Origin of the sequence: Kitasatospora purpeofusca (assembly GCF_036010405.1) — a bacterium.
Taxonomy (GTDB): Bacteria; Actinomycetota; Actinomycetes; order Streptomycetales; family Streptomycetaceae; genus Kitasatospora; species Kitasatospora purpeofusca.
Map to the genome: position 1 here is coordinate 5,880,685 of NZ_CP108561.1, position 12,926 is coordinate 5,893,610.

At 74.4% G+C, this 12,926-nt stretch carries 14 protein-coding genes; 9 read left to right on the forward strand and 5 right to left on the reverse strand.

The window, feature by feature from the left end; genetic code table 11:
• The first annotated feature begins 86 nt into the window (after window positions 1–86).
• The 5 genes from OG715_RS25860 to OG715_RS25880 all read left to right on the forward strand — a co-directional run bounded on the left by OG715_RS25860 (window position 87) and on the right by OG715_RS25880 (window position 3,932).
• Window positions 87–1,073, forward strand: coding sequence for an ABC transporter ATP-binding protein (locus OG715_RS25860; protein WP_266271325.1), 987 nt, complete (start codon window positions 87–89; stop codon window positions 1,071–1,073).
• Window positions 1,070–1,792, forward strand: a complete 723-nt coding sequence (locus OG715_RS25865) for an ABC transporter permease (protein WP_266271326.1) — start codon at window positions 1,070–1,072, stop codon at window positions 1,790–1,792. The genes OG715_RS25860 and OG715_RS25865 overlap by 4 nt, the downstream gene beginning before the upstream one ends.
• A gap of 8 nt (window positions 1,793–1,800) precedes the next feature.
• Window positions 1,801–3,042 (forward strand): sensor histidine kinase, encoded by a 1,242-nt coding sequence (locus tag OG715_RS25870; protein WP_266271327.1) that lies wholly within the window; start codon window positions 1,801–1,803, stop codon window positions 3,040–3,042.
• Between the two features lie 85 nt (window positions 3,043–3,127).
• Window positions 3,128–3,256 carry a hypothetical protein gene (locus tag OG715_RS25875; protein ID WP_266271328.1) on the forward strand — a complete coding sequence of 43 codons (129 nt, stop codon included), beginning with the start codon at window positions 3,128–3,130 and terminating at the stop codon, window positions 3,254–3,256.
• 43 nt (window positions 3,257–3,299) lie between these two features.
• A complete protein-coding gene (locus OG715_RS25880) occupies window positions 3,300–3,932 on the forward strand; it encodes a response regulator transcription factor (RefSeq protein ID WP_266271329.1) in 633 nt (210 codons plus the stop codon).
• A gap of 30 nt (window positions 3,933–3,962) precedes the next feature.
• On the opposite strand, the gene OG715_RS25885 is transcribed toward OG715_RS25880, so the two are convergent.
• The gene (locus tag OG715_RS25885) at window positions 3,963–4,856 is read right to left on the reverse strand and encodes a transglutaminase-like domain-containing protein (protein ID WP_266271330.1); all 894 of its coding nucleotides are present in this window, start codon (window positions 4,854–4,856) and stop codon (window positions 3,963–3,965) included.
• Between the two features lie 68 nt (window positions 4,857–4,924).
• The gene (locus tag OG715_RS25890; protein ID WP_266271331.1) at window positions 4,925–5,950 is read right to left on the reverse strand and encodes a GNAT family N-acetyltransferase; all 1,026 of its coding nucleotides are present in this window, start codon (window positions 5,948–5,950) and stop codon (window positions 4,925–4,927) included.
• Between the two features lie 130 nt (window positions 5,951–6,080).
• Between OG715_RS25890 and fdxA the strand changes: the two genes are divergently transcribed.
• Both fdxA and dapC read left to right on the forward strand, forming a co-directional pair.
• Window positions 6,081–6,407, forward strand: a complete 327-nt coding sequence (gene fdxA / locus OG715_RS25895; protein WP_030061559.1) for a ferredoxin — start codon at window positions 6,081–6,083, stop codon at window positions 6,405–6,407.
• Between the two features lie 22 nt (window positions 6,408–6,429).
• Window positions 6,430–7,581: a succinyldiaminopimelate transaminase gene (gene dapC / locus OG715_RS25900; protein WP_323182163.1), complete on the forward strand. Its 1,152-nt coding sequence runs from the start codon at window positions 6,430–6,432 to the stop codon at window positions 7,579–7,581.
• Window positions 7,582–7,717: 136 nt separating this feature from the next.
• On the opposite strand, the gene OG715_RS42475 is transcribed toward dapC, so the two are convergent.
• Together OG715_RS42475 and OG715_RS25910 are read right to left on the reverse strand one after the other, a co-directional pair.
• Entirely contained in the window at window positions 7,718–8,503 is a 786-nt protein-coding gene (locus tag OG715_RS42475; RefSeq protein ID WP_407661021.1) for a hypothetical protein, read from the reverse strand.
• Between the two features lie 304 nt (window positions 8,504–8,807).
• Window positions 8,808–9,836 (reverse strand): hypothetical protein, encoded by a 1,029-nt coding sequence (locus tag OG715_RS25910; protein WP_266271332.1) that lies wholly within the window; start codon window positions 9,834–9,836, stop codon window positions 8,808–8,810.
• 211 nt (window positions 9,837–10,047) lie between these two features.
• Between OG715_RS25910 and dapE the strand changes: the two genes are divergently transcribed.
• Together dapE and OG715_RS25920 are read left to right on the forward strand one after the other, a co-directional pair.
• Window positions 10,048–11,121 carry a succinyl-diaminopimelate desuccinylase gene (dapE, locus tag OG715_RS25915; RefSeq protein ID WP_266271333.1) on the forward strand — a complete coding sequence of 358 codons (1,074 nt, stop codon included), beginning with the start codon at window positions 10,048–10,050 and terminating at the stop codon, window positions 11,119–11,121.
• Window positions 11,122–11,237: 116 nt separating this feature from the next.
• On the forward strand, window positions 11,238–12,047 hold the full coding sequence (locus OG715_RS25920; RefSeq protein WP_045939037.1) for an LOG family protein: 810 nt from the start codon (window positions 11,238–11,240) through the stop codon (window positions 12,045–12,047).
• Window positions 12,048–12,076: 29 nt separating this feature from the next.
• Here the strand turns inward: OG715_RS25920 and folP are convergent, their stop codons facing one another.
• Window positions 12,077–12,889: a dihydropteroate synthase gene (gene folP, locus OG715_RS25925; protein ID WP_266271830.1), complete on the reverse strand. Its 813-nt coding sequence runs from the start codon at window positions 12,887–12,889 to the stop codon at window positions 12,077–12,079.
• Window positions 12,890–12,926: the final 37 nt, after the last annotated feature.

The following is a 12,926-nucleotide window of genomic DNA, read 5'->3' on the forward strand; positions in this document are numbered from 1 at the left end:
ACGGCGGTTACTGCCGCCGGACCCCGGCCGCGCGGGACTCTGAAGTGGTGCGAAGGACACCACCAGCAGGGAAGAGGACCGGGACGATGGACACGGGAGAGGTCGCCGCCTTCAGGGGCGTCGGCAAGAGCTACGGACGGGTGCGGGCCGTGGACGGCCTGGACCTGGTGCTGCGGCCGGGCGAGACGGTCGCCCTGCTCGGCCCGAACGGGGCCGGCAAGTCCAGCAGCCTCGATCTGCTGCTCGGCCTGCGCGAGCCCGACCGGGGCAGCGTCACACTGTTCGGCGGCCCGCCGCGGGCCGCGATCGAGGCCGGCCGGGTCGGCGCGATGCTGCAGAGCGGCGGCCTGATGACCGACGTCAAGGTCCGCGAGCTGGTGCGGCTCGCCTGCGAGGTCCACCCGCGCGGCCGGTCCGTCGCCGAGGTGCTGGAGGACGCGGGTGTCACCGAACTCGCCGAGCGCCGCGTCGACAAGCTCTCCGGCGGCCAGGAGCAGCGGGTCCGCTTCGCCCTCGCGATCGCCGGGGCCAACGACCTGATCGTCCTGGACGAGCCCACCACCGGCATGGACGTCTCGGTCCGGCAGTCCTTCTGGGCGAGCATGCGGGCCCAGGCCGACGCCGGTCGCACGGTGCTGTTCGCCACCCACTACCTGGAGGAGGCCGACTCGATCGCCGACCGCGTCCTCGTCCTGCACCGGGGCCGGCTGATCGCCGACGGCACCTCGGCCGAGATCAAGGCCCGGGCCGGTGCCCGCCGGATCACCTTCGAGCTGCACGAGGCGGACGGCCCGCTCGACGAGGCGCCGCTGCGCCGGCTGCCCGGTGTGCAGGGCCTGGAGGTCACGGGCCGCGTCCCGGGCGTGCGGACGGTGCGGATCCGCACCGCCGACGCGGACGCCGCCGTCGCCGCCGTCTACCGGGCGGGCCTGTACCCGCGCGGTCTGGAGGTCACCGGACTGGGCCTGGAGCAGGCCTTCCTGACCATCACCGGCGAGCAGGACGCCGCCGGGTCCGCCGGTTCCTCCGAGAACGCCGAGAACGCCGAGAACGTGCTGGAGCGTGCGCGATGACCACCCTGATCCGGCTGGAGATCCTGCGGACCCTCCGCAACCGGCGCTACCTGCTCTTCACGATCGCCTACCCGGCGCTGATGTACTTCTTCTTCATCCACGCCTACAGCGCGGACAAGCTGGCCGGCGGCCTCCCGGTGAAGACCTACTTCATGGTCTCGATGGCCACCTTCGGCGCGGTCGGCGCGGTGCTGACCGGCAGCGCGCAGCGGATCTCGCTGGAGCGCAGGAGCGGCTGGGTGCGCCAGCTGCGGCTGACCGCGCTGCCCGGCCGGGCGTACACCATCGGCAAGATCGCCGCCGCCGCGGTGACCACCCTGCCCGCGATCCTGGTGGTCTTCGCGGTCGGCGCGAGCCAGGGCGTCTCGCTGACCGCCGGGCAGTGGGCCGGCCTGGTGGCCGCCCTGTGGCTGGGCAGCTTCGTCTTCGCGGCACTCGGGGTGGCGCTCGGGTACGCGGCGGCGCCGGACTCGGTGCAGAGCATCGTGATGATCGCCTACATGGCGATGGCCCTGTTCGGCGGGACGTGGTTCCCGGTGAGCGGCTCGCTGGAGTCCTTCGCCCGGTTCAACCCGGTGTACCTGTACAACCGGCTGGCCACGTTCACCCAGCCCGGGCACTCCCTGGACACCGTCGCCGTCGCAGGGCTGGCGGCCTTCCTCGCGGTGTTCGTCGCCGCCGCGGCGGCCCTGTACCGACGCGACACCCGGCAGGCATGATGATCGACATGAGCGAGCCGCGCCGGACCCACCGCACCGACGGACAGCCGGAGGCGGGGCCGGCGCGCTCGTCGTTCATGAACGTCCCCGGCGCCTCGGTGGAGAGCCGGCGGCAGCTGCTGGTGAAGGTCGCCTGGATGCTGCTGTGGATGATCTACCTGGCCTACCCGGTGGGCGACCTGCTGAACGGCGGCCACAGCGCGGGTGCCCGGGTGCTCGGCTGGATCTGCCTGGGGGCCTTCGTCGTCGGCTACGTCCTGCTGGTCGTCCTCCGCTCGACGCCCGGGATGCGGCCCCGGACCTGCCGGGCGGTCGTCGCGACGATGGTGGCGCTCGCCGTGGCGTCCACCTTCGTGCTCGGCACCGCCTTCCTGTCCCTGTTCATCTACGCCTCGGTGTGCGTCGCGATCATCAGCCCGGCCCGCCACGCCCTGCGCGCGCTGCTCGCCATGGCGGTGCTGACCGCCGGGGTCGGTCTGCTGGCCCACGCCGACACGGACAACGTGTGGACCTTCACGCTCAGCGCCTTCCTCGCGGGCGCCGCGATGAGCGGTCTGCAGCGCCTGGTCGGCACCATGAAGGAGCTGCGCGAGGCCAGGGCCGCCGTCGCCCACCTGGCCGCCTCCGAGGAGCGGCTGCGGCTCGCCCGCGACCTGCACGACCTGCTCGGGCACTCGCTGTCGCTGATCACCCTGAAGAGCGAGCTGGCCGGGCGGTTCATGGACGCCGGCAAGGACGAGGCGGCGCGGGCGCAGGTCGCCGACATCGAGAACGTCGCCCGGCAGTCGCTGATCGACGTCCGGGAGGCGGTCACCGGCTTCCGCCGGCCCACCCTGCCGGTCGAGCTGGCCGCCGCCCGCACCGCGCTGGCCGCCGCCCAGGTCACCCTGGAGACCGCGCCGGAGCTGCTCGACGCCTGGCCGGGGCTGGCCGCCGAGGAGGCCGGCGCGCTCGCCTGGGCGCTGCGCGAGGCGGTCACCAACATCGTCCGGCACGGCGAGGGCGCCACCGTCTGCACCGTGCGCTCCGACGAGACCTGGGAGGGGAACGGCGAGCGCTACGCCGTCCTGGAGGTCACCGACGACGGGCGCGGTCCGGGCAAGTCCCAGCCCGGCAACGGCCTCTCCGGCCTGGAGGAGCGGCTCGCCCTGGTCGGCGGCCGGCTGGAGACCGGTCCGGGCGAGCGGGGCCGGGGCTTCCGGCTGCGGGCCCTGGTGCCGCTGCGGACGGCCTCCGTCCCCGCCCCGTAGCCGACTGGTCCGGGCGGCCGAACCCCGTCCCCCGGTGGCGTCGGCGCACGGGCGCCCGCCGGTGCCGGCGGGCAGCATGACAGTCATGCCGAAGCCGGTCCTGGCGGTCCTCGTCGTCCTGTTCCTCTCCCTGCTGCTCTGCGCCGCGTTCACCGAGGCCGCCGCCCCGGCCCCGGGGGCGGCCCACGGCGGCGTTCGGACGCACTCCCGCTGACCGCCGCCCCCGTCCGGGCGGGGACGCCGTAGGGTCGGGCGGCATGAGTGACAATCAGGGCGGGCGGCCCACGGTGCGGGTGCTGTTGGCGGAGGACCAGGGCATGGTCCGGGAGGCGCTCGCCGCGCTGCTCGGGCTGGAGGGGGACATCGACGTCGTCGCCCAGGTCGGGCGCGGGGACGAGGTGGTGGACGCCGCGGTCGCGCACGACGTCCAGGTGGCGGTGCTGGACATCGAGATGCCGGGGATGACCGGGATCGAGGCGGCGGCGCTGCTGCGTCGGCGGCGGCCGCAGACCAAGGTGGTGATCGCGACGACCTTCGGCCGCCCCGGCTACCTGCGGCGGGCGATGGAGTCCGGTGCGGACGCCTTCCTGGTGAAGGACGCGCCCGCCGCCGAGCTGGCCGAGGCCATCCGCCGGGTGCTGCGCGGCGAGCGGGTGATCGACCCGGTGCTGGCCGCGGCGGCGCTCGCCGAGGGGGCGAACCCGCTGACCGCCCGGGAGCGGGACGTGCTGGCGGCCGCGGCGGACGGCGCGGTGAACGCGGACATCGCCCGGCGGCTTCACCTGTCCGAGGGCACGGTGCGCAACTACCTCTCGATGGCGATCCAGAAGACCGAGGCCCGCAACCGCACCGAGGCGGTCCGGATCGCCCGGGAGAAGGGCTGGCTCTAGGGACCGTGCTGCGGACCGCGCGGCACCGGCTCAGTTGAGCCGGTGGCGGGCGGCGCGGGCCTCCTGGCGGACCTTGGCGGCGGTGTCGGGGTCGAAGGCGTCCAGGATCGCGGCGTACTCGTCCATCTCCCCGGCCCCGCCCAGGAAGTCGCCGGTGCGCACCAGCAGTTCGGCGCGTTCGAGCCGGAGCTGGGCGGGGTGGCGGGGGAGCAGCAGGGAGAGTTCGGTGGCCCAGAGCTGGGTGCGGGCGTGCTCGGGCCGGTCGGCGGCCCAGCCGCGGATGTTGCCGAGCACCCGCAGCACGATGTCCAGCGGCTGTGCGGGGGTGAGCAGTTCGGGCGTGAACTCGTGCCCGGCGGCGCGCACCAGCTCGGCCACCCCGTCGAGGTCGAGCAGGCGTCCGCCGTGGAAGGGGTCGGCCAGCACGTAGTCCTCGCCGCCGGCCGGCCCGCCGACCGCGACCACGAAGTGGCCGGGCAGGGCGATCCCGTGCACCGTGACACCGGCCCTGCGGGCGACCGCCCACCAGACCAGCGCCAGCATGATCGGCAGTCCGCGGCGGCGCCGCAGCACCTCCGGCAGCAGCGAGGACTCCAGCCGCCGGTAGTCGGACTTCCGCCCGTGGAACCGCTCGCGCCCGCCGAGGACGGCGGCCAGCAGCGCCGCGGTCTCCTCCGGTCCGGCCGGGGCGCGTTCGGCGACGGCGCGCCGCACGGCGGCCGCGTGCCGCTCCAGCGCCGCCTCGCAGGCGGCGAGCAGGGCGGCCAGCAGGGCGTCCGGCGTGGGCGGGCCGCCGGGACCGTCCGGGTCCGAGGGGTCGGGGGCGGGGGTGTGTTCGGCGGCCGCGAGCACGCAGAGCAGCACCGGATCGGGGTGCTCGGCCCTGGCCTCGGTCCGGAAGCGTGCTCTGCTCTGCTCGGTCACGGCGGTGGCGGCGGCTTTCGTACGGACGGGCGGGGAGGAGGGGACGCGCGGGGGAGCGGCCGGGACTCCTACCCCTGCGGCAGGAGTGCGTACTGGTAAGTGTGACTGGTCGTGAAGCCCAGTCCGTCATAGAGCGCGATCGCCCCGGAGTTCTCCGCCTCGACCTGCAAGTACCCGCCGCTCGCGCCCTCCTCGGCGGCCCGGGCCGCGAGCACCGCCATGACCGAGGTGGCCAGTCCGGCCCGGCGCGCGTGCGCGGCGACCTCGACCGCGCCGAAGCCGGCCCACGGTCCGTCGACGACGCAGCGTCCGACGGCCAGCGGCGCCCGGTCGGGACCGGCGCCCGGCACGCTCGCGAACCAGACCGACGGCCCGCCGCGGACCACCCGCAGGGCGGCCTCCTCGACCGGCGGGCCGCCGCCCGCCCGCCGGTACAGCGACAGCCAGGCCGCGTCGGCGGTCCGGGAGAGCCGCACCCGGTCGACGGCGGCGGGCGCGCCGCCGCGGGCGAGCCCGGCCAGCGGCGCGACCCGGACCAGGGTCCGCGCGAAGGCGGCGCCCCGGCGGTCCAGCTTCTCCCGCAGACCCTCCGGGGACCCCGGGGCGCAGACCTCCAGCAGGGCGGGCAGCCCGCGTGCCGCGTACCAGGCGCGGACCGCCGCCAGCGCCCGGTCGAGCGGCAGGCCGGGATCGCCGAGCGCCAGGGCGGAGTTGGCCCGCCGGGTGAAGCCGGCCGAGGCCCGCAGCGTCCACTCGCCCAGCGGCTCCTGCTCGACGGCCGGCCAGCCGCGGGCGGCGGTCCGCTGGAGCCCGACCGGGTCGGCCGGCGGCAGCGGCGCGCGCCGGGCGGGGAAGAGCGGCACCGCCTTCCCCGCGACCAGCAGCCGCTCGTCGAAGGAGACCGGTCCACCGGTCCGCGGCACCACCGTCAGGCCCTCGTCGTCCCAGGAGACGAGCACGCCGATCACGTCGCGGAAGACTGGCCGGTTGTCGTCGGCGAAGCCGGTGAGCCGTCGTACGGAGACTCTCCGGCCCACGTCGGAGCGGTCCAACCGGACCTCCGGACGGTCCTGAACCGGCCCTTCGACGGCCATCTGGGCACCTCCTGTGCATTTGCGGTCTCCGACCCGCGATACTAGGGGCGGGCATCGACGACACCGCGCTCACCCGCGCACGCGAGAAAACAGAATGGGCCGCCGAGCCCTTCCGAGGAGGAACGACAGCGTGACCTACGTCATCGCGCAGCCTTGTGTCGACGTCAAGGACAAGGCCTGCATCGAAGAGTGCCCGGTTGACTGCATCTACGAGGGCGAGCGATCGCTCTACATCCACCCGGATGAGTGTGTCGACTGTGGCGCATGCGAGCCGGTCTGCCCGGTCGAGGCGATCTTCTACGAGGACGACACTCCGGAGGAGTGGAAGGACTACTACAAGGCGAACGTCGAGTTCTTCGACGACCTCGGTTCGCCCGGCGGTGCCTCGAAGCTCGGCCTGATCGAGCGGGACCACCCCTTCATCGCCGCTCTGCCGCCGCAGAACGCCGACCACTGACCGGATCGGTGGCAATTCAGCTGTGACTACCAAGAACAGCACGCTCGCGCCGTTCCCGGGCCACCCGGGGGCGGCGCGCCGCGTTTCCGACCTCCTGCCGGTGTTCCCCTGGGACAAGCTGGAGCCCTACAAGGCCACGGCGCTCGCCCACCCGGGCGGGCTCTGCGACTTCTCCGTGGGCACCCCGGTGGACCCGGTCCCCGAGGTGATCCAGAAGGCGCTCGCCGCCGCCGCGGACACCCCCGGCTATCCGACCGTGTGGGGCCCGGAGGAGCTGCGCGAGGCCGTCGCCGGCTGGCTGCGGCGCCGGCTCGGCGCGGAGATCGGCCCGAGGGCCGTCCTGCCGACCGTCGGCTCCAAGGAGCTGGTGGCCTGGCTGCCGACCCAGCTCGGCCTCGGCCCCGGCGACCAGGTCGCCTACCCGCGCCTGGCCTACCCGACGTACGAGGTGGGCGCCCGGCTGTGCGGCGCCGAGCCGGTCGAGTACGACTCGGTGGACGAGCTGGACGGCTCCCGGGTGCGCCTGCTGTGGGTCAACTCGCCGTCCAACCCGACCGGGCGGGTGCTCGGGGCCGACGAGCTGCGCCGCACGGTGGCGTGGGCGCGCGAGCACCGGGTGCTGCTGGTCAGCGACGAGTGCTACTTCGAGCTGGGCTGGGAGGCCGAGCCGGTCTCGGTGCTGCGTCCGGACATCTGCGGGGACGGCCACGAGGGCCTGCTCGCGGTGCACTCGCTCTCCAAGCGCTCCAACCTGGCCGGCTACCGCGCCTCCTTCGTGGCGGGCGACCCGGTGGTGGTCAAGGAGCTGCTGGAGGTGCGCAAGCACGGCGGCATGATCGTGCCGGCCCCGGTGCAGGCCGCGACGGCGGCGGCGCTCGGCGACGACGCGCACGTGGCCGAGCAGCGGGAGCGCTACGCGGCCCGGCGTGCGGCGCTGCGTGCGGCGCTGGAGGCGTACGGCTTCCGGATCGAGCACTCGGAGGCGAGCCTCTACCTGTGGGCGACCCAGGACCGGCCGTGCTGGGAGACCGTCGCCGAACTCGCCGGACTGGGCATCCTGGTGGCGCCCGGCGACTTCTACGGTCCGGCCGGCGACCGGTTCGTCCGGGTGGCGTTCACCGCGACCGACGAGCGGGTCGCGGCGGCGGTGGAGCGGCTGAACGCGGCACGCTGAACGCGTGCGCAAGGCCGAAGGGGCCGGTGTTCCGAGGAGGAGCACCGGCCCCTTCGCCGTCGTCGTACCGGGGTGCCGTCGTACGGGGTTTTCTTCGCCCCGGAGTACGGGAGCCCCAGCGGGCCCTGCGACCGGACTAGAGGCCGAGGCCGCCGCCGTTGACGCCGCCCAGCAGGCCGCCGAGCGGGCCGAGCGCGCTGGTCAGGCCGCCGAGGCCGTTCAGCGGGCTGTTCGGGCCGAGGTCGGCGCCGCCCAGGCGGTTGGCGGAACCGTGCTCGGCCAGGCCGAGCACGTCGGCGCCGGGCAGGCCTGAGGTCAGGCCGCCGGGGACGGCGCGGCCGACGGCGCCGAGCGGCAGCGCGTCGGTGACGGCGTTGGTGCTGGGGACGGCCTGGGTCAGCCCGCCCGCGCCCGGGACGGCGTTGGCGACCGCACCGGCCTGGGAGAGCCCGCCGACCGGGTTGGCGCCGCTCTGCGCGCTGCGCTGCGGGGCGGCGGCACGACCGGTGACGGCCTCGCCGAGCTTCCCGGCCAGGGTCTTGGCGACCTTCGGGGTGACGCCCGAGAGCTGGCCGGTGGTGGCGGCGGTCTGGTCCACCGGGGCGGTCAGCGAGCTGGCCTTCTCGTTCGCCTCGGGGAGCTGCTGGGCGACGATGTTGCCGGTGGCGTCGGCGGTCGCGGGCACACCCGCGGCCACGGTCGCGGCACCGGTGGTCCCGGCGGCCTGGCCGAGCTCGTGGGTGGTGTGCTGCAGGGTGGAACCCGTGTCGGTGTTGGTCAGCTGGCCCAGTGGGGCGGCCAGGTCGCTCTTCGGCAGCAGGGCGTCGGCGGCGGACGCGGAGCCGGCCGCGACCAGCGGGGTCGCGCCGGCCGCCACGAGCAGCGCGGCCTGGGCGATCCGGCGCGTGAGGGGGTGAGACATGGGGCTCCTCGGAAGGGGTCTGGGTCCGTTCCGTCCGCCGGGCGGACGACGGTGTTACCGCTTGAGAAGCCAGAAGGTTTCGGCCGGTGCAAGGAAAACGTCGTACTGACCATCTGACGGTATGACCGCACGGGGAGCCGCTCCCGGGGCCGGGCCGGGGGTGCGGGCACGCGACGGGGCAAGGGGAGTGACGGTTCTGCGCCCCGCCGGGCCCGGCGGGGCGCCTGTCCACCTGTGTTGACGCGAATCACTCGTGCGGCGGCAACCCGTACACCAGTGCGTCAGCGCTCCCGACCCCCCGGTCTCAGCCCTTCGCGGGGGCCGCCAAGGAGACCAGCACCAGCTTGGTCGACGTCCCGGTCGACTGCGGCTTCCAGCCGTCCTCGGACTTCGCCTTCCGCCAGATCCGACCGTCGTAGGCGACGGTCTCGATGCCCAGCCGCTGCGCCTGGGTGACCGCCCAGTGGGCCACCGCCCAGCCGTTCTGCCGTTCGGCCTCAGGCCCGGAGTCGGTCGACGCGGTCGGGTCCGGGGTCAGCGAGACGGCGTTCTCGGCGCCCTTCACCGCGGAGGTGTAGCCGGCCGCCGGGGTCACCGTCCGGCCGAACTCCCGGCGCACCCGGTCGCTCAGCACCTGCGTCCGGTCCGGGCGGGCCGCCGCCGTCGCGCCGGCGGTCGGCGCGGCCCCGGCCGGGGCCGTCGAGGACTCCTCCTCGTCGGTCTCCGGCGCGGTGAAGTCGCGCACCACGCAGTTCAGCGCGGCCGCCTCCCGGCCGGTCAGGGCCGAGGCCAGCAGGGTGGCCTTGGTCTCGTGCTTGGCGTAGGCCTGCGGGTAGCCGCTCTTCTGCACCTGCTGGGCCGCGTCGGTCAGCGGCAGCCGGGTGTAGCCGGGCACCTTCACCAGGCCGTCCAGGAACTTGTTGGTCGCGTAGACCGGGTCCATGATCTGCTGCACGGTGCCCCAGCCCTGCGAGGGCCGCTGCTGGAACAGGCCCACCGAGTCCCGGTCGCCGCCGGCCAGGTTGCGGATCTTGGACTCCTGCATCGCGGTGGCCAGCGAGATGGTCACCGCCCGGTCCGGCAGGCCGCGGGCGTGCGCGACGGCGGCGATGGTGGCGGCGTTGGCGGCCTGCGGCACCTCCAGCGTCCCCTCGCCGGCCGCGGTCTTCACCGAGCAGCCCTCGGGGGTCAGCAGCTTCTGGTCACGCAGCCAGTACAGCCCCACCGCGACCACGGTCAGCACCAGCAGCACGATCAGCACCGCGCGCACAGGCCTGCGGCGCCGCGGCGGCGCCGCGTCCCCGTCCTCGCCGCCGCTCTTCCGCCTGGCCACCGCCGCCCCTCTCCACCGAGCACCTCGAACCGACACCGTACCCACTCGGACGGGTGTGCGGCGGCGGACGGTTGCCCCCGGACGGCACCGAAGCCGTCACGGACCGGCCACGGCCCGGATCCGTCCGGGACCCGACGAGGACCCGACGACGACCCGTCGAGGCCCCGTCCGGGATCCGTCCGGGGCCCGGACGGGACTACGCTGGACGACCATGAGCAGCTCGAAGACGCCCCTTGACCTCACCCTCGACGGCGGCGCGCTGACCGCCCAGCTGGTCGACTTCCCCTCCGTCAGCGGCGACGAGCAGGCGCTCGCCGACGCCGTGGAGCACGCCCTGCGGGCCCTCCCGCACCTGACCGTCGACCGCTACGGCAACAACGTCGTCGCCCGCACGAACCTCGGCCGCGCCGAACGCGTCCTGCTCGCCGGCCACATCGACACCGTGCCGATCGCCGACAACCTGCCCTCCTGGGTCGAGGGCGACCTGCTCTTCGGCTGCGGCACCTCGGACATGAAGTCCGGCGTCGCCGTCCAGCTCCGGCTCGCGGCCACCCTGCCCGAGCCCAACCGGGACCTCACCTTCGTCTTCTACGACTGCGAGGAGGTGGAGGCCCACCGCAACGGCCTCGGCCACCTCGCCCAGGCCCACCCGGACTGGCTGGCCGCCGACTTCGCGGTGCTCATGGAGCCCAGCGGTGCGGTCGTCGAGGGCGGCTGCCAGGGCACCCTGCGCGCCCAGGTCCGGCTCACCGGCGTCCGGGCCCACTCGGCCCGCAGCTGGCTCGGCGACAACGCCATCCACCACGCCGGCGAGGTGCTGCGCCGGCTCTCCGACTACCGGGCGCGCAAGGTCGACATCGACGGCCTGGAGTACCACGAGGGCCTCAACGCGGTGCGGATCGACGGCGGCGTGGCCGGCAACGTGATCCCCGACGAGTGCGTGGTGACGGTCAACTTCCGCTTCGCGCCGGACCGCGACGAGGCCGAGGCCGAGAAGCACGTGCGCGAGGTCCTCGACGGCTTCGAGGTCACCGTCACCGACTTCGCCCCGGGCGCGCTGCCCGGCCTCAACCAGCCGGCCGCCAAGGCCTTCCTCGCCGCCACCGGCGGCACCGCCCGCGCCAAGTTCGGCTGGACCGACGTGGCCCGGTTCAGCGCGCTCGGCGTCCCGGCGGTCAACTACGGCCCGGGCGACCCGAACATGGCGCACAAGCGGGACGAGCACTGCTCGCTGAGCGCGATCGCCGAGACCGAGGAGCGGCTGCGCGCCTGGCTGACGGCCTGAACCCGGCTGACGGCCGGTCCGACCGTCCGACCATCGGTCGAACGCCATCTTCCGGTTGCCCAACCGACCTTCCACCGTTGCCTGAAAAAGGGGAGGCAGGGGCGTAGGGTTTCGTCATGACAGGCACTGGAGACGAAAAGCACTACGGCCACGGTCCTGAGCAGGTGGGCGAGCCGCGCCCGAAGAAGGCGTGGCCCGAGAAGCAGAAGGGCCCGGTGCTGGTGCGCCGGGACCAGGTCGGCGAGAGCACCACGGACCAGCGGCTGCTGGACACCACCGGCCCGACCGACTGGCTGCACACCGACCCCTGGCGGGTCCTGCGCATCACCTCGGAATTCGTCGAGGGCTTCGGCGCGCTCGCCGAACTCCCGCCCGCGATCAGTGTCTTCGGTTCCGCGCGGACCCCGGTCGACTCACCCGAGTACGCCGCGGGCGTGGCGATCGGCCGGGCCCTGGTCGAGGCCGGCTTCGCGGTGATCACCGGTGGCGGCCCGGGCGCGATGGAGGCGGCCAACCGCGGCGCCTCGGACGCCGGCGGGCTCAGCGTCGGGCTCGGCATCGAGCTGCCCTTCGAGCAGGGGCTCAACGAGTTCGTCGACCTCGGGCTGAACTTCCGTTACTTCTTCGTCCGCAAGACGATGTTCGTGAAGTACTCGCAGGGCTTCGTCGTCCTGCCCGGCGGCCTCGGCACCCTGGACGAGCTGTTCGAGGCGCTCACCCTGGTGCAGACGAAGAAGGTCACCCGCTTCCCGGTGATCCTCTTCGGCAGCGCGTACTGGGGCGGACTGGTCGACTGGCTGCGGAACACCCTGGTCGCCCAGGGCAAGGCCGCCCCGCACGACCTGGAGCTCTTCCACGTGACCGACGACATCGACGAGGTCATGAAGATCCTCGCCGACGCCCGCCGGCCCGTGAACGAGATCTAGACACTTCCCGGGCGCGGCCCGGGCGCGTCCTAGGCCAGCCCCCGGCGGGCCACGGCCGGCGGGCGGGTGCCGCGGATCGAGGCGACCATGTCGAGCACCTGCCGGGTCTCCGCCACCTGGTGCACCCGGTACACCTGGGCGCCCAGCCAGGCGGAGACCGCCGTGGTCGCCAGGGTGCCGAGCAGCCGCTCGTCCACCGGCCGGTCCAGCGTCTCGCCGACGAAGTCCTTGTTCGACAGCGACACCAGCACCGGGAAGCCGGTCGCGGTCATCTCCGGCAGTCGCCGGGTCGCCTCCAGCGAGTGCCGGGTGTTCTTCCCGAAGTCGTGCCCCGGGTCGATCAGCACCGCGTCCCGCCGCACACCCAGCTCCACCGCCCGCTCGGCCAGCCCGACGGTGACCCGCAGGATGTCCGCCATCACGTCCTGGTAGCCGGCCCGGTGCGGCCGGGTGCGCGGCTCCGCGCCGCCCGCGTGCGTGCAGACCAGCCCGACGTCGTGGCGGGCGGCGACCTCGGCCAGCAGCGGGTCCACCCCGCCCCAGGCGTCGTTCAGCAGGTCGGCGCCGACCTCGCAGACCGCCTCGCCGACCTCGTGCCGCCAGGTGTCCACACTGATCACGGCCCCGGGGTGGCGCTTGCGCAGCTCCGCCACGAACGGCACCGTGCGCCGCAGCTCCTCCTCGACGGTGACCTCGTCGCCCGGCCCGGCCTTCACCCCGCCGATGTCGAGGATCGCCGCGCCCTCGGCCATCGCGCGTTCGGCCGCCTCGAACGCGGCCTCGTCGGCGAAGGTCGATCCCTTGTCGAAGAACGAGTCCGGTGTGCGGTTGACGATCGCCATGATCACAAGCTCGTCGTCGCCGAATTCCCGTGGTCCC